This is a genomic window from Pseudarthrobacter sp. CC12, assembly GCF_039907755.1.
In the GTDB taxonomy this organism is placed as follows: Bacteria; Actinomycetota; Actinomycetes; order Actinomycetales; family Micrococcaceae; genus Arthrobacter; species Arthrobacter niigatensis.
In genome coordinates, this window is the sequence record NZ_JARDJH010000009.1 from 104,015 (window position 1) to 120,251 (window position 16,237).

Annotated in this window: 15 protein-coding genes and 1 pseudogene; 8 read left to right on the forward strand and 8 right to left on the reverse strand. The window is 66.7% G+C overall.

The window, feature by feature from the left end; translation table 11 throughout:
• Positions 1-2: 2 nt before the first annotated feature.
• The 3 genes from PV772_RS09375 to PV772_RS09385 are packed head-to-tail and all read right to left on the reverse strand — an operon-like array spanning position 3 to position 3,298.
• Positions 3-926 (reverse strand): carbohydrate ABC transporter permease, encoded by a 924-nt coding sequence (locus PV772_RS09375; protein WP_018762443.1) that lies wholly within the window; start codon positions 924-926, stop codon positions 3-5.
• Positions 923-1,933, reverse strand: a complete 1,011-nt coding sequence (locus tag PV772_RS09380; protein WP_141180739.1) for a sugar ABC transporter permease — start codon at positions 1,931-1,933, stop codon at positions 923-925. Before PV772_RS09380 ends, PV772_RS09375 begins: the two co-directional genes overlap by 4 nt.
• Before the next feature lie 6 nt (positions 1,934-1,939).
• Positions 1,940-3,298 (reverse strand): extracellular solute-binding protein, encoded by a 1,359-nt coding sequence (locus PV772_RS09385; protein WP_347885951.1) that lies wholly within the window; start codon positions 3,296-3,298, stop codon positions 1,940-1,942.
• A gap of 222 nt (positions 3,299-3,520) precedes the next feature.
• Between PV772_RS09385 and PV772_RS09390 the strand changes: the two genes are divergently transcribed.
• Complete coding sequence (locus PV772_RS09390; RefSeq protein WP_246839777.1) at positions 3,521-4,576, forward strand: LacI family DNA-binding transcriptional regulator; 1,056 nt, start codon at positions 3,521-3,523, stop codon at positions 4,574-4,576.
• Here PV772_RS09390 and PV772_RS09395 read toward each other — a convergent pair whose 3' ends face one another.
• The 5 genes from PV772_RS09395 to PV772_RS09415 all read right to left on the reverse strand — a co-directional run bounded on the left by PV772_RS09395 (position 4,577) and on the right by PV772_RS09415 (position 9,410).
• Positions 4,577-4,813, reverse strand: a complete 237-nt coding sequence (locus PV772_RS09395; RefSeq protein WP_246839778.1) for a hypothetical protein — start codon at positions 4,811-4,813, stop codon at positions 4,577-4,579.
• 239 nt (positions 4,814-5,052) lie between these two features.
• Positions 5,053-5,679, reverse strand: coding sequence for a serine esterase (locus PV772_RS09400; protein WP_141158156.1), 627 nt, complete (start codon positions 5,677-5,679; stop codon positions 5,053-5,055).
• Positions 5,680-5,716: 37 nt separating this feature from the next.
• Entirely contained in the window at positions 5,717-6,757 is a 1,041-nt protein-coding gene (locus PV772_RS09405) for an LLM class flavin-dependent oxidoreductase (RefSeq protein WP_141158157.1), read from the reverse strand.
• Positions 6,758-6,874: 117 nt separating this feature from the next.
• On the reverse strand, positions 6,875-8,122 hold the full coding sequence (locus tag PV772_RS09410; protein ID WP_347885952.1) for an FAD-dependent oxidoreductase: 1,248 nt from the start codon (positions 8,120-8,122) through the stop codon (positions 6,875-6,877).
• Positions 8,115-9,410: an aromatic acid/H+ symport family MFS transporter gene (locus PV772_RS09415; RefSeq protein ID WP_347885953.1), complete on the reverse strand. Its 1,296-nt coding sequence runs from the start codon at positions 9,408-9,410 to the stop codon at positions 8,115-8,117. Before PV772_RS09415 ends, PV772_RS09410 begins: the two co-directional genes overlap by 8 nt.
• Positions 9,411-9,458: 48 nt before the next feature.
• Between PV772_RS09415 and PV772_RS09420 the strand changes: the two genes are divergently transcribed.
• The 7 genes and pseudogenes from PV772_RS09420 to PV772_RS09450 all read left to right on the forward strand — a co-directional run.
• The gene (locus PV772_RS09420; RefSeq protein WP_141158159.1) at positions 9,459-10,265 is read left to right on the forward strand and encodes an IclR family transcriptional regulator; all 807 of its coding nucleotides are present in this window, start codon (positions 9,459-9,461) and stop codon (positions 10,263-10,265) included.
• A gap of 119 nt (positions 10,266-10,384) precedes the next feature.
• Entirely contained in the window at positions 10,385-11,515 is a 1,131-nt protein-coding gene (locus PV772_RS09425; RefSeq protein WP_141180736.1) for a cupin domain-containing protein, read from the forward strand.
• Complete coding sequence (locus PV772_RS09430; protein ID WP_347885954.1) at positions 11,515-12,357, forward strand: fumarylacetoacetate hydrolase family protein; 843 nt, start codon at positions 11,515-11,517, stop codon at positions 12,355-12,357. Before PV772_RS09425 ends, PV772_RS09430 begins: the two co-directional genes overlap by 1 nt.
• Positions 12,357-13,133, forward strand: coding sequence for a maleylpyruvate isomerase family mycothiol-dependent enzyme (locus PV772_RS09435; protein ID WP_347885955.1), 777 nt, complete (start codon positions 12,357-12,359; stop codon positions 13,131-13,133). Before PV772_RS09430 ends, PV772_RS09435 begins: the two co-directional genes overlap by 1 nt.
• Before the next feature lie 240 nt (positions 13,134-13,373).
• Complete coding sequence (locus PV772_RS09440; protein ID WP_347885956.1) at positions 13,374-14,969, forward strand: helix-turn-helix domain-containing protein; 1,596 nt, start codon at positions 13,374-13,376, stop codon at positions 14,967-14,969.
• On the forward strand, positions 14,966-15,925 hold the full coding sequence (locus PV772_RS09445) for a glutaminase (RefSeq protein WP_347885957.1): 960 nt from the start codon (positions 14,966-14,968) through the stop codon (positions 15,923-15,925). The genes PV772_RS09440 and PV772_RS09445 overlap by 4 nt, the downstream gene beginning before the upstream one ends.
• Positions 15,926-15,971: 46 nt before the next feature.
• Positions 15,972-16,237 (forward strand): annotated as a pseudogene (locus PV772_RS09450) (L-asparagine permease); the annotation flags it as partial.

A 16,237-nucleotide genomic window follows, 5' to 3' on the forward strand; every position in this document is an offset into this window, starting at 1 on the left:
GGTTATTTAACTCCTCCGGCGGTCAGCCCGCCTACTAGGTAACGCTGGAAAATCAGGTAGAGAATGACCACCGGTGCTGCACACACCAGGGCTGCGGCCATCATCTGGCCGTAGTAGGGAATGGCGCCGCCTTCCTGCGAGGCCCCAAAGATTTGCAGGGCGACGGCGGCGGTCTGGCTTTCGGGGCGCGTCATCACCGAGGCGAACAGCACGTCGTTCCAGCCGAGCAGGAAAGCGAAGATGCCGGAGACGACGATGCCGGGCCAGCTCAGGGGCAGGACGATGCGGAAGAGGACGCCGAGGTTGGACGCGCCGTCGATCTTGGCTGCTTCCTCCAGCTCCTTGGGGAGCCCGCGGAGGTAGGTGACCATCACCCAGGTGGAGAACGGCATGGCGAAGGTCAGGTACGTCACGAACAGGCCCCACTGGGTTCCGATCACCTGGATGCCGAGGTAGGTTGCCGCCGAGGAAAAGAGCACGAACACCGGCAGCACCATCAGGGTTCCCGGGACGGACTGCAGTGCCAGCAGGCCGCGCAGGATGCTGAGCCTGCCACGGAAGCTGTACCGGACCAGGACGAACGCGGTGGACACGGACAAGGCCGCCGATACCACGGCGGTTGATCCGGCCACCAGGACACTGTTGGTCAGGCCGGTGGCAAGGCCCACGCTGGTCCAGATCTTCGAGTAGTTCTCGAACGTCACCGACGACGGCCAAAACTCGCCGTTGGCAACCCCGATGTCCGAGTTCACCGATGCCAGGAAGATGTAGAGCACCGGAATCAGGACGAGTGCACCCAGGAAGACAAGGATGATGACCAGCAGGGGGCCGGGCAGGAGCCGCAGCACCTCGTGCTGGCGGTGTGAGCCCGGACGGTCGACGTCCGCGGTCGGCGCGCTCCGGCGCCCGGCGATGGTGGCGCTCATTTCTTCGCTCCTGGGGTGTCGGCGTCGTCAAGCTTCACGGCGCGGAGGTAGACGAACAGCGGGATGGCGATGAGCACCAGGGAGATGAAGGCCATCGCAGCACTCAGGCCAAAGCGGAAGCTCTGGAAGCTGGTGACGTAGGTCAGGATGGGGAGGACTTCCACGTCCGACGGAGCCGGGACGCCGAACAGCACGAACGGAAGGGTGAAGTTGTTGATGTGGTGCAGCATTCCGATCAGGAAAGCCAAGGCCAGCGGTCCCTTCAGGTACGGGAAGATCACGTAGCGGAGCTTGTTCCACCACAACGCCCCGTCCAGGGCTGAGGCCTCGTGCACCTCGTGGTCCACGGACTGCAGGCCGGACAACGCCAGCAGGTAGATGAACGGCCAGGAAGCCCAGATCTGGACCAGTACCAGTGTCCAGAACGTTTGCGGCCCGTTGAGCCAGAGTCCCACGTGGATTCCCACGGTGGCCAGGGCTTCGTCCACGATGCCGCCGGGCTGGAGCATGGTCCGCCAGACGGTTGCCACCACGAAGGACGGCAGGACATACGGGATGAGGAACACCGAACGGATCAGGGCGCGGCCCTTGAAGGCGTTCTGGGTTGCCACGGCAGCGGCAATGCCCAGCGGCAGGGTCACCACCATGGCAAGCAGCGAGTAGCTGACGCTGAGCCACACGGCATGCAGCAGCGGCGAGTTCGTGACGGCTTCAACGAAGTTTTCGGCTCCGATGATTGGTGCACTGACCCACTTCCGCAGCGTGTACTGGTCCAGGTTGAGGATGGACATGTAAATGCCCAGCAGCAGCGGTACCACGATGATGATGATCATCAGGACCCCGCCGGGGATCAGCATCCAGAGCGGGCGGTTCCGCTCGCTCAGGCCCTTGCGCCGCAGGCCGTCTCTGGGGCCGGGCTGCTGCCCGGCGTCATTGGCGGCCCGGGGCGCCCGGCCTGCGGCGGATTCCACCGCAGGCCGTACTTCATGGGAGGCGTCGGTTGACATCAGAACTTATCCTTTGGAGGCCCGGTCCAGGGAAGCCTGGCCCTTGTTTTGGGCATCTTTGATTCGGGAGTCGAGCGCGGATTCGTCCACCTTGCCGGCGGCCAGGTCCGGGATCGACTGGACAGTGACGTTGAGCAGGCCCAGCTGGATGTCGCCCCAGGCGCCCGTGAACGGGGTGGCCTTGGACTTGGCGGCGGCATCGGCCAGCGGCTTGAGCTTGGCATCGGTCAGGGTGGCGAGGGCCTCCGCGTTGGCCGGAAGGTCGCCGAAGACCTTCTGGTAGTTCAGCTGCTCGTCCTTGGAGGTGATCAGCTTGATGTAGGCGAACGCCAGGTCCTTCTGCTTGGAGTAATCGGCCACCACCAGGTTGTCGCCGGAGAGGATGCTGGCGGCGTCGCCATCGGACTTGGACTGGGTCTGGCCCGGAGCGATCGTAGGCATCAGGGCGTACTCGTACTTGCCGGCGACGGCTGACTTGTCGAGGGTGGGAATCGAGCTGGACGTGGTCATCATCAGGTACCCGGCCTTGCCGCTGGCAAAGGCGGCCACGGCGTTGCTGTTGCTCCAGCCAATGGATGCGGGGTCAACCACTTTGTCGTTGGTGAGCCAGCCGAAGTACGTTTCGTAGGCCTTCTTGACCGTGGGGTCGTCCATCTTCAGCTTGTTGCCGTCCACCAGCGGGTTGCCGGCCTGGACGGACATGGCCCAGATGAACTTCCAGGGATCAAAGCTGTCCTTGTATCCCGTGGCGATGCCGTAGGTGCCGTCCTTGGTCATCTTCTTCGCCTGGGCAGCCAGGTCATCCCAGTTGGTGGCAGGTTTGTCGATGCCCGCCGCAGCCAGCAGGTCCTTGTTGTACGCCATGACGAACGGCCGGCTGACGAACGGGATGCCGGCAAGGTGGTCCTTGTCCGGTCCGGAAATTCCCAGGGTTGCCGGGTTGAAGCGGTCCTTACCGCCCACCTTCTTCCAGTCGTCGTCGGAGAGGGTCACGAAGGCCTTGGTGGCATATGCCGTGGGGGTGAACGTGGTTCCGAGGCTGTAGACGTCCGGGCCCTGGCCCGAGACCACGGACGTTTGGATGCGCGTGAGTTCATCGTTGGCCGAAGCGAAGGTTTCGAACTTCACGTCGGCGCCGGTCTCGGCCTTGAACTTCGCGGCAATATCGGACTGCCACTGCTTCTGCTGTTCCGGGTATTGGCTGGAAACGTTCACGAGGACGCTCAGCGTCTTCCCGGTGCCGTCCACTTTGCCGTCCGAGCTGGTTGAGCCGCCCCCGTTGCCGGAGCTCGATCCACACCCGGTCAAGGCGAGCGCTGCAGCTGTGACTATCGCCGCAAGCCCAGTAATCGATTTAAACCTCATTGTTTTTCTCCTCTAGGACACCCGCATGGCCACATCCGTCCTGTGGCGGAGATCACTGCAGGCGACTCGGGAGTCAGTCTAGGAAGATGGCAACGCGACTGGCAAGCGGTTGCCAAAAGTTGCCATAAATGCTCAGATTGAGTTCAACAGGATTCCGGGAACGAGTAGCCTTGGAAACCCCAGATGGCCGGTCTTATCCCGGTCCGTGAGGAAGGCCCAGCGATGGCAGACCCAGCAACCACGGCGTCGTCAGTCCCGGCAAGCCTTGACGCAGGCGCCCGGCGGGACCGCCCACCCACCATCCGGGACGTGGCGGAACTCGCCGGGGTGGCCACCTCCACCGTGTCGCGGGCCCTCGCGCGGCCCGACCGGGTCAACCCGCGGACCCGGGCCCGGATCGAGGAAGCGGCCGCGGAGCTCAATTACGTGCCCAGCTCCCAGGCCCGCGGCCTCAGTTCCGGACGAACCAATGCGGTGGCCGTCCTGGTACCCGACATCACCAACCCGTTCTATTTCGACATCATCCGCGGCACCCAGCACCAGCTCAAGGCGGCCGGGGTCACCCAGCTCCTGGTGGACACCGAGGAGTCCAGCGAGATGGAACTCGATGCCCTGCACAAGATGCGCAAGTCCGCGGACGGCTTCATCCTTGCCGCCTCACGCCTGACGGACGCCCAGCTTGCGGAGGTCTCGCAGTCGCAGCCCCTGGTGACGTTCAACCGCGCGTCCACCAGCGCACCGACGGTGATGATCGATACACCCTCGGCCATCATCCAGGCCCTTGAGCACCTGGCCTCGCTGGGCCACCACAAAGTCTGCTATGTGGCCGGACCGCCCACCTCCTGGTCCAACCAGATGCGGTGGAAGGTTTTCGAAGAGGACGCCACTAAGCGCGGCATGGAGATCCACCGGATCGGCCCCTACACCCCGAAGACGACGTCGGGGGCTGCTGCCGCTGATGCTGCAGTCAGGACGGGGGCAACAGCCTGCATCGTCTTTAATGACCTGCTTGCCATTGGCATGCTCCAGCGGTTCAAGGCACGGGGCATTCGGGTTCCGGAGGACATAAGCATCGTCGGGTCCGATGACATTTTCGGCGCGGACTTCTGCAATCCCCCACTGACCACCATTTCCAGCCCCATAGAGCAGGCGGGCAGGGTGGCGGTGTCCATGCTGCTGGCACAGCTCAACCCGCTGTCGGGAAGTGCCAGCCGGCAGCTCGCCGTCATGCCCACCCACCTGACTGTCAGGGAGTCAACGGGTCCGGCGCCTGCCTGATCAGCCCACGGTAAACGGCAGGACCAGGCGGGACTGGTGGTGCGCGTCGCGGTAGATCTTGTGTGTGACCGGCCTGCCCACCGGGAGGTGGAAGGCGTCGGGCGGGAGCAGCGAGTTGTGTTCGTCGGCGAGCGGCTCGCCGTTGGACAGCTCCACTACCAGGCGGTGCCCCGGGTTGAAGGTGTTAGCGAACGGGTAGAGGCGGACCACGTATTCCTCGATCCTCCCCGGCTCCACCGGAACCGCGCGGGTGTGCGGATGGTAGGGGTTGCCCTCGGTGGTGCGGTCAGCTCGCCGGACGCTTCGCCGGGGAAACCCGCCACATCCGCGGCACCCTGGCCTTCACGCAGCTGGACTACGTGGCGACGCTGTGGACCCGCCGCAAGATGGAGCCAAACCGCGAGCACGCCCTGGAAGTGCTGGCGGACAGCTGGTACCACCTGCTCTGCGACGAAGGCTGACCAGGGCAGCGCAAGCTAGGCCCGTTCGGAGATCCACGCACCAAGCCCGGCGGCAGTTTCCGCGGTGAGGGCGTGCCCGCCCGGGTCCTTGCGGGCGTGGGTGTCCGCACCGGAGGCCCCCAGGAGGTAGTCCCAGGTGCGGCCCAGCAGGTCGGCCGGGATGACGGTGTCGGCTTCACCGTGGGCCAGGAACACCGGGGCGCCGGCAAGCCGGTCCGGGGACGTCGGGACGCCTGCGTCGAACGGCAGCGTCCCGTAAAGGATGGCCGTGCCCGCAAAACGCTGCGGATCAGCCAGCAGCAACCCGCCCGCGAACGCCGCACCGCCACTGAAGCCAACCAGGATCACCGGCCGGCCTTCCGGGGCGATCGGCTCCAGCCACGTCCTGAACCATTCCATTGTCTGGGCCAGGGACTCGGCCACGGGCCGCCCCGTCCCCCGGTTCGCGAACCAGGCGAACCCGCCCCCTGCCGGGATCGGTGCCCGGACGGCCGCGTAGGAGGGGCCTGCGGGAAGGTGGTTGGCCAGCCCGATGATTCCTGATTCATCCGATCCGCGCCCGTGCAGCAGCACCACGAGCGGGCGGTTGGGATCGTCGGGGCTCTGCCAGGCGACGGTGGGTTCGGCGAACGGTGCGTGCATATCTTTTCCTCGGTGTTGGTGGTGGAAATGGCTTGGGTCAGGCAGTGGCCGGGGCCCCGATTTCCCGGTTGACGGCGGGCATGATCTCGGTGGCGAGCAGCTCGATGGAACGCGCCGTCTCGGCAAACGGCAGCCCGCCCAGTCCGATCTGGGCCATGTACCGGCTGGTTCCCAGCGCCTCGTGGATGGCCAGGATCTTCTCCACCACCTGCTGCGGGCTCCCCACCAGCAGGCCGCCGCCGGGTTCGGACCAGTCATCGAAGGTTGAGCGCGGGAAGTGGTCCACCGGCCGGGGCATGTTCTGTTCGAAATAGGCCCGGTAATAGGGATAGAAGGTATCGCGTGCCTGCTGGGAGGTGGGCGCCACGTAGAAGTGGCCGCCGGCACCCACCTGAAGGGCGGAGGCGTCATGCCCGGCCTCGGCCGCGGTGTGCCGGTACAGCTCCACCAGGCGGCGGAACCGCTCGGGTCCGGACAGCAGTGCAACAAACAACGGCAGGCCCAGGCGTCCGGCACGGGCGAAACTCGCCGGCGTCCCGCCCACCCCCACCCAGACGGGAAGCTTTTCCTGCAGCGGCCGGGGGGCAATGTCCATGCCGGGGATGCTTTGGGTCAATGTTCCCTGCCACTCCAGGGTGGCGTTGTCCCGCAGCTCCAGCAGCATGCGCAGCTTTTCGTCGAAGAGGGCGTCGTAATCCGCGGTGTCGTAGCCGAACAGCGGGTACGACTCGATGAACGCTCCGCGCCCGGCGATGATCTCGGCGCGGCCGCCGGATATGAGGTCCAGGGTGGCGAACTGTTCGAAGAGCCGCACCGGGTCCTGGGTGGAGAGCACAGTGACGGCAGTGCCCAGCCTCAGGTTGGTGGTCTCGCGGGCAACTGCGGCCAGCACCATTTCGGGGGCGGACAAGGCGAAGTCGCTGCGGTGGTGCTCGCCCAGGCCCAGGAAGCTGATGCCCGCCTGGTCGGCCAGCTTGGCCAGCCCAATGATCTCTTCCAGCCGCTGGTGCGGCGACTGGGCCAGCCCGGTTTGTCCGTTGCGCGACAGTTCGCCAAAAGTAAAAATGCCAAAGTCCATATTGGTTGAACATTCAACTGTATGGATCTATTCCGGCACCTTCCCTTCCATCCAAAAAGGCGGGCGTACGACGCCGGGAGCCACCCGCCGTCGTACGCCCGCCCTGGTTCGAGGTGCTTAGGCTTCCACCAGCTTGGCTCCGGCCGGAACCTCGGCCGGGGCACCGGGCTCGTTGCGGCCGTACAGCCAGTCGTTGTACTGGAAGTTGTTGTCGCCGCGGCTCTTGAACAGCATGTTCCGCAGGACGCGTGCCACGCCGTCCACGTGCCAGGACTCACCCCAGATACGGGCGGTGCGCTGGACGCGGGCGGTGCGGGCTGCGCGGGTTTCGTTGAACTCGCGGAAGGCATCCTCCCACGCACCGGCGTCGATGCCTTCGGCCGTGAAGACGCGGTTGCTGGCGGCGTCCTGCAGCACCGCAGCATCCTCCAGCGCCTGGCAGGCGCCCTGGGCCAGGTACTGCAGCATCGGGTGGGCGGCATCGCCGATCAGTGCCATGCGGCCGGAAACCCAGGTCTCGATCGGGTTGCGGTCGTACATGGGCCAGCGGATGCCGGTGGCCAGGTTCTTCAGGGCTTCCTGCACGGCGGGGACGCAGTCCTTGTAGGCTGCCTGGAGTTCGTCCACGCCGCCGTACTGCTCTTCGCCGCGCTCGAACGACGGGGACTTGAACACTGCCACGGTATTGAGCAGCTGGCCCTTGCGGAGCGGGTACTGGACCAGGTGGCAGTTCGGGCCAAGGTAGACGATGACGTCCTCCAGGTCCGCCGCAGGGGTTTCCTCGGTGATGGGCACGGTGCCGCGGTACGCCACGTAGGCGGAGTTGACCGGGCCGTCGCTGGCAACGGTGGCGCGCAGGGTGGACTTCAGCCCGTCCGCTGCCAGGATGGCGTCAGCCTCGAACACCTCGCCCTTGGCGGTGTAGGCGCGGGCGCGGTCGCCGTCGGTCTCCACTTTCTGCACCAGGACGTCGTTCACCAGGGTAACGCCGGCTTCCTGGCAGGCTTCGAGCAGGATCTGGTGCAGGTCGCTGCGGTGGATCACCACGTAGGGGGCGCCGTAGCGTTCCTCGAACTCGCCGCCCAGGGTCTGGCGGGTGAGTTCCTCGCCGGTGATGGCGTCGCGGAACACCAGGTGCTTGGGCTGGACGCCGATTTCCAGTGCCTTCTCCAGCAGGCCCCAGCGCTTGAGGACGCGGGAGGCGTTGGGCGCCATCTGCAGGCCGGCGCCGACTTCACCGAAGGCGGGTGCCACTTCAACCAGGGTGACATCGGCACCGTTTTCTCGAAGCGCCAGCGCTCCGGCAAGTCCGGCCATGCCGCCGCCAACTACCAGGACGTCGGTGGACGCTTTGAGGTTAGACATTGGAAACTCCTACTGCTGTTGATTTCTTGATTTTGGTACCGACGGCTGCGAGCAGGACTGCTGCTGCTGCGGCTGCTCCGGCAAATGCCAGGAAGTTCGAGTTGACGCCCAGGCCCGCTGCGAGCAGGAGCCCGCCGGCCTGGGGCGCTGCCACGGCCCCGATCCGGCCCACGCCAAGCGCCCAGCCAAGGGCGGTGCCGCGCAGGTGTGCCGGGTAGTGGCTTGCCACGGCGGCGATGATCAGGCACTGGGTGCCGTGCGTGCCCACGCCGGCAAGCACCAGCATGAGGTAGACGACGGCGACGGGCGGCCCGGTGACCAGGACCAGCAATCCGACGGCGGCCACGGCCGCTGCCGCGATGGCGGTGGGGATGGGGCCGAACCGGGTGCCCGCCCAGGCGGTGAGCACCGAACCCGCCACCGCGCCAAGGTTGAGGGCCAGGGCGAACGTCAGGGCGGACCCGAGGTTGTAGCCTGCCAGCTGCATGAGGTTGGGCAGCCAGGTGCCCAGCCCGTACCAGGCGAAGAGGGTCACCAGGGTGCCGACGGCGAACAGCAGGCTGGTGCCGAGGTAGGGCGCGCGGAGCAGGGACCCGAATCCGACGGCTTCCTTGGCGGCACCGCCCTGGGCTCCGCGCTTGTGGTCCGGCGCCAGTGTCTCCGGCAGGTAGCGGATGCCCAGCGGGATAACCACCACCAGGGCGACGACTGCCACCAGGAACATGACTGGCCAGCCGAAGGCCGGGAGCAGCGGAATGCCGACGAGGGCGGCGATGGAACCGCCGATGGGAACGCCGGACATCATCAGGGTGGCGATGGTGGACCGCCACTTTTCGGGGACCATCTCTGCCACCAGGGCGTTGGCCGAGGGAACCAGGCCGCCCAGGCCAATGCCTGCCAGGAGCCGCAGGCCGCCGAAGACCGGGGCGTTGGGCGCGAAGGCGCAGAGGATGGTGAAGAGGGAGAAGACGACGGCGCAGCCGATGATGGTGCGCCGGCGGCCCCAGGTATCGGACATGCGGCCGGCGAAGACCGCCCCGATCATCATGCCGATGAAGGCCATCGAGCCGATGGTGCCGGCGGTGGCCTTGGTCAGGCCCCAGCCGGTGTCGCTGATGAGCGAGCCCTGGACGGTGCCATAGACGATCAGGTCATAGCCGTCGAAAACGACCAGCAGCCAGCACACCAGGACGGCGAGCACGGAACGCCGGGGAAACCCGGAAACGCCTGCGCCCGGGGCGGGGGCGGCCATGCGCTGCGGCGCTGCAGCGGAAGATGTGTGATTCATCCCACCACTGTGCTGGCAGTCATACCGCGGCGCACATAAGATTCTGTCATGCAGAATCTTCCGGCCCGGCGGAAGCCTACCTACGCCATCGAGGCAGTGGACAACGCCCTGCAGCTCCTGCAGCTCCTGCGGGACGTGGGCAGCCTGCGGCTCAAGGACGCCGCGGCGGAACTCGGCGTGGCCCCGTCCACGGCCCACCGCCTGCTGGCCATGCTGGTGTACCGCGGGTTTGCCGTCCAGGATGAGACACGCCGCTACGTGCCGGGCCCGGCCATGGGCGCCGGGCCTGCCGGCTTCAGCTGGACCCGGCAGCTCCGCGACATCTCCCGGCCCCATATGGAAGTGCTTTGCGCGCGGACCAACGAGACCGTCAACCTGATGATCCGGGTGGGCACCAAGGTCCGCTTCCTGGACACCGTGGAAAGTTCGAACATCCTGCGCGTGGGTGACCGGCAGGGGACCTTGCTTCCGGCCCATAAGGCCTCCGGCGGCAAGGCCATCCTGGCGGAACTGGACCCCGCCATGGTGGAGCAGCTGTTCCGCGGGCCCAACGCGGAGCTCGCCGGCGACTACATCTCCGACGCCGAGTACCCGGCGTTCCTGCGTGAGCTTGAGTCCGTGCGCACCAACGGCTTCGCCGCCAACTTCGAGGGCACGGAGGAGGGTATCAGTGCCTTTGGGATGGCGCTGCACAACGGCAGGGGCATGGTGGTGGGCGCCTTGAGCGTGGCGACTCCGGTGGCCAGGTTCCGGCCGCTGTTCGACGCCGGACTGGTGGGCGTCATGATGGAAACCCGCCGCCAGCTGGAGCTGGATATCGCAGCCAATCCGGTGGACGGAGCGGGAAGCAGCTGAGGCTCTCTGCGGAAAGTCCCAAGAGTAATTCTGGCAGACAGAATATGTTGGAGATCACAGCAAGCCTTCCCTAGGGTCGAATCCACGTCGCCCTCAGTCCGCACGCAAGGAGAAGGCCAGTGTCCATCAGCGCTGAAAACCAAACGCACGAATCCGTGGCGCAGGAACACCACGTTCCCGAGCCCACCCCGGAGGAGGCTGCACAGCTTGAGCAGCTCTACAAGGATTTCGATAAGGAAAACCTGATTCCGCTGTGGACGGAGATCGCGGACCTGATGCCCATGGTCCCGTCCCCCAAGGCCGTACCGCACGTGTGGCGGTGGAACGACCTGTACCCGCTGGCCGCCCGCGCCGGGGACTTGGTGCCCGTGGGCCGGGGCGGGGAGCGCCGGGCGATCGCGCTGGCCAATCCTGGCCTGGCCGGCACCCCGTACGCCACCCCCACCCTCTGGGCCGCCATCCAGTACCTGGGCGGCCGCGAAACCGCCCCCGAGCACCGCCACTCGCAGAACGCCTTCCGCTTTGTCGTCGAAGGCGAGGGAGTGTGGACCGTGGTGAACGGTGACCCGGTCCGGATGTCCCGCGGCGACTTCCTGCTCACCCCGGGCTGGAACTTCCACGGCCACCACAACGACACCGATGAGCCCATGGCCTGGATCGATGGGCTGGACATCCCGTTCGTCCACTACGCCGATGCCGGGTTCTTCGAGTTCGGTACCGAGCGCGTCACGGACGAGGCCACCCCGGACATCTCCCGCTCCGAGCGGCTCTGGGCCCACCCGGGGCTGCGCCCGCTCTCCGGCCTGGATGAGACCACCAACTCCCCCATCGCCGCCTACCGGTGGAAGTACACCGACGCCGCCCTACGCGAACAACTCCTCCTCGAGGATGAGGGCCACCCCGCCACCGTGTCCCAGGGCCACGCCGCGGTCCGCTACACCAACCCCACCACCGGCGGGGATGTCATGCCCACCATCCGTGCCGAGTTCCACCGGCTGCGCGCCGGGGCCTGGACCGAGACCGTCCGCGAGGTGGGCTCCAGTGTCTGGCAGGTCTTCGAAGGCACCGGCACCGTGACCCTCAACGGCGAAACCAGGGTCCTGGCCAAGGGCGACCTGTTCGTGGTCCCGTCCTGGGCCGCCTGGTCCCTGCAGGCCGAATCCGAGTTTGATTTGTTCCGGTTCAGCGACGCGCCCATCTTTGAGCGCCTGAACTTCAACCGCACCTACATCGAAGGACGCACCAAGTAATGAAACTCCTCACCCTCCGCCTCCCCGCCGGCACCGGCAACGGCAAGAGCACGACGGCGGTCCGCCAGGACGGCGACACCCTCACCGAAATCCCGGGGTTCTCCGACGTCGGGGCCCTGCTGCAGGACCCCGCCTGGGAAACCACCGCCAAGGAAGCCAAGGGCGCAACCCACGCCCTGGCCGGCGCCGATCTCGCCGCCGTCGTGCCTTCCCCCGGCAAGATCATCTGCGTGGGCCACAACTACCGCAACCACATCAAGGAAATGGGCCGGGAAGTTCCGGAGTACCCCACCCTGTTCGCCAAGTACGCAGAATCCCTGATCGGTCCCAACGACGACCTGGCCCTGCCGCAGGAATCGGACACCGTGGACTGGGAAGCCGAACTCGCCGTCGTCATTGGCAAGGCCGGCCGCCGCATCCCCGAAGCCGAAGCCGCTGGGCACATCGCCGGTTACTCCGTGCTCAACGACGTCTCCATGCGCGACTACCAGTTCCGCACCATCCAGTGGCTGCAGGGCAAGACCTGGGAAAAGTCCACCCCGTTCGGACCGGCCCTGGTCACCAAGGACGAGTTCACCGCGGGCCCGCTGATGACCTCCGCCGTGGACGGTGAAGTCCAGCAGTCCACCCCCACCTCGGACCTGGTGTTCACCCCCGAGTTCCTGGTCTCCTACATCTCCACCATCATCACCCTGAACCCGGGCGACGTGATCGCCACCGGCACCCCCGGCGGGGTGGGCCACGCGCAGGACCCCAAGCGCTACCTGCAGGAGGGCCAGGTCCTGGTCACCACCATCGAGGGCCTGGGCCAGCTGACCAACCGCGTGGTCAAGGAAGCCTGATGGTTGCCCGGCACGACCAGGCCACCGATCCCGTCCTGCTCGACGGGCTCCTGCAGGCCCGGCGCGGCACCGCGTTCTTCGCCCGCAAGCTCAACGAGCTCAGCGACGCGGAACTGGACGGGGACTCGCTCCTGCCGGGCTGGACGCGCCGCCACGTTGTAGCCCACGTGGGCTACAACGCGCGGGCCGTCGCACGGCTGGTCGAGTGGGCAGCCACCGGGGTGGAAACACCGATGTACCCGTCCGTTGAGGTCCGCAACCACGAGATCGACTTCGGCGCGACGCTGTCCCCGATCGCGCTGCGCAACCTGTTCGACCACTCCGCCGTGCACCTGAACGTCGAATGGCGCGACCTGCCCGCCGACAACTGGCACCACAAGGTCAAAACCGTCCAGGGCAGGACCGTCCCGGCCGAGGAAACCGTGTGGATGCGCACCCGGGAAGTGTGGGTGCACGCCGTGGACCTGGACAACGGGGCCACGTTCAAGGACATCCCCGCCCCCGTCCTGGAACGGCTCCTGACGGACATCACCGGCGCCTGGCACACCCGCGGCACGGACAAGGACCTCGTGGTCGAGGTCACCGGGCAGCCGTCCGCGCTCGTCTTCGGGGACACGTCATCCGCTTCCCCCACCGTGGTGTCCGGCTCCCTGGCCGCCATCGCGCAGTGGGCCACCGGCCGCGGCACGGACGGCACGACGGCACAGCGTCCAGCAACGGAAGGCGGCGACGGCGGATCGGTCACCCCGGCGCCCCCGGCACCCGCCTGGATCTAGTTGTAGATCCGAAGTCCAGGCAAGCCATCGCCACACTCCCAAAGGCGGGTCAGCACACGCTGGCCCGCCTTTGGTGTTGCTGTCCGGGCGGCTCCCAGGCAGCGGACCTGCGCCTCGGGCTGGAAACCAAAAATCCGTGCCCGAGTTTGGGACCCGGCACATAATCAGGACGGCGGCCGCTGGATAGCATGAGGTCACCGGACAGAGCCGTCCGGCGGGATCGACGCAAAAGGACAACCCATGGCCGCGGTTACGGTGGACGACATCCTCTCGGATCTTCCCCTTGGCTTCGCCAGCCTCATCCTCCGCCCCGCCCCCTCGGCGCCGGCCATCGAACGGTTCCTGATTGTCGACGCCGACGACGAGTCCGTCCAGGCTGCCGGCGCGTTTGTCCTGCTCATCGGTGTCCGCGGCCGCTCCGCCCTGCCGGCGCTCCGGCGGCTCCTGAAAGACCCGCCCCCGGTAGTAGCCGTCAAAGGCAACCGCGAAGGCCTCTCCGAAGCGGAAGAACTCCTGCAGGCAGCGGGCTCGGGCCTCCTGCTGGTTGATCCGGCCGCCGACTGGGACCGCCTGCTGTCCATCGCAAAAGACCGGATCCAGCCGCGCAGCTACGAGAGCGAAGTCCTCACCCTGCTCGAGGAAGACCTGTTCGCCATCGCCCAGACCACGGCCAGGCTCACCTCCAGCCACGTGCTGATCGAGGACGCGGCCAACAAGGTCCTGGCGTACTCCACGGTCACCAACGACATCGATGAGCTCCGCAAAGCGTCCATCCTGTCCCGCCGCGGCCCGCGGAAGTACGAGCTGCTCCTCAAGGACCTGGGCGCGTACCGCGAACTCCACCGCACCCGGCAGCCGGTCCGCGTGCCTGCCCGGCCCCAGGACGGGCTGCGTGAACGGGTGGCCATCGCGCTCTTCGCCGGGGAGCGGATCATGGGCTACATCTGGCTCCAGGAGACCGGAGAAGGCTTCGGCCCGGACGTGGAGTACGTCCTCACCGGAGCCGCAGCCAGGGTTTCCGCCGAACTGATCCGATACCGCAACCAGCAGTCCGTCCACATGCGGGAGGACCGGGTGGCACGGATCCTGTCAGGTCCCGCCGAGGCCGCCGCCAGCGCCCACAGCGGAAAGATCCCCTCGGAGCGTCCCGCGGCGCTTCTCCTGGTCGGCATGTCCGACGCCGACTCCCGGGCTGACGACGCAGCGCTCAAGCACGGAGAACTGGCCAACCTGGCCTCCATTCACGCCGCTGCATACAAGGCGTCCGCCGTCGTGGGCCAGTTCAACGGTGACACCGCCATCATCCTGCCGGACCTCCAGTCCGGCACGGCGGAGGCGGGGTTGAGGGCACTTGCCGAAGCGGTGGTCAAGGATGCCCGCAAACACCTCGGCATCATTCCGTTCGCCGCCGTCGGACCGCTGGCGCCGGACCTGCTGTCCATCCACGGGGTCACCGGCATCACTGCAGCGCTGCTGGCCTGCGTGCGGAACGCCACGCCGGGCACGGTGGCCACCGTTGATGATTTCGAGGCGGAAATCCTGTACCGCGAGGCGGTCCGGAACTTCCACAGCTCACCCTTCCGGCACCGCAGCATGGCGGCGTTGCTCCAGGAGGATACCGAACTCGCAGCAACCCTGCAGGCCTATTTCGACGCCTGCTTCGACGTCTCCGAATGCGCCAAACACATGAACCTGCACAAAAACACCGTCTACTACCGCGTTGCCAAGGCGGCCCGGGTGACCGGACTGGATTTCGGCAACCCGCGCGACTCACTGGTGGCCCTGCTCCATCTCCAGGAGTGGGCCGCCTCCAACAACACTTCAGGCAGGAAATGAGCACCACACTCAGCGCACCGCCCCTGGACATCCTCCTCGAGGAGATCGTCCGGGAACACCGGCCCCGAAAGGAAACCGGTGCCGTACCCGGCAACATCCCGGTCCTGGCGGCCGTCCCCTTCAACCGTTTTGGCATCGCCGTTGCCACCACCTCCGGCAAGGTCTTCAGCTCCGGCGACGCGGACGTCCCGTTCTCCATCCAGAGCATCTCCAAGGTGTTCACCCTGGCCATGGCGCTGCAGCGCGGCCGGTCCGGCCTGCTGTGGTCACGGGTGCTGCGCGAACCATCCGGAACAGCTTTCAACTCGCTGGTACAGCTCGAAGCCGAGCACGGTATTCCGCGTAATCCCTTCATCAACGCCGGCGCCCTGGTGGTCACGGACCACTTGATGGAAGAGACGCCCGACGCCGCCGCGCACCTCCTGCAGTTCCTCACCCGGCAGGCGGGTACCGGAGGACAAACAGGCCAGGAGGGAGGGCCGGCGCCGTTCATCGACGAGGCCGCTGCTGCCGGTGAACTCGCCGGCAGCAGCCGCAACCTGGCCCTGGCGCACTTCCTCAAGGACTTCGGCAACCTCACCCAGCCGGCGCCGGCAGTGGTGGAGAACTACGTCCGCCAGTGCTCCATCATGATGACGTGCGTCCAGCTGGCCAAGGCAGGCCTGTTCCTTGCCAGCGACGGCCAGGGAGCCCCCGGAGCCGTGTTGTCCCCGAGCGAGGCCAAGCGGATCGGCTCCATCATGCTGACCTGCGGCATGTATGACGCCGCCGGCGAATTCGCGTACCGGGTGGGCCTGCCCGGCAAAAGCGGAGTAGGCGGCGGGATCCTGGTGATCGTCCCGGGCAAGTGCGTTATCTGCGTCTGGAGCCCGCGCCTGGACGCCAAAGGCAACTCCCTCGCCGGCACCGCCGCCCTGGCCGACCTCTCCGACCGCACCGGCTGGTCAGTCTTCTAAGTTTCCCCCATCCACCAAGATCTTTTCCGGATCGAAAGGAATCCCCATGCCCAACAACCCCAATGACGAGGTTGAGTTCGACCACCTGATTGATGGTGGTCACGCGCATGCGTCCGAGACCTCCCTGCACGCGGAGGACAAGGGTTACCACAAGAACCTCAAGCCCCGGCAGATCCAGATGATCGCGATCGGCGGTGCGATCGGTACCGGCCTGTTCCTGGGCGCCGGCGGCCGGCTCAACGCGGCCGGCCCGTCCCTGGTCATCGCCTACGCGGTGTGCGGGTTCTTCGCGTTCCTGATCCTGCGCGCCCT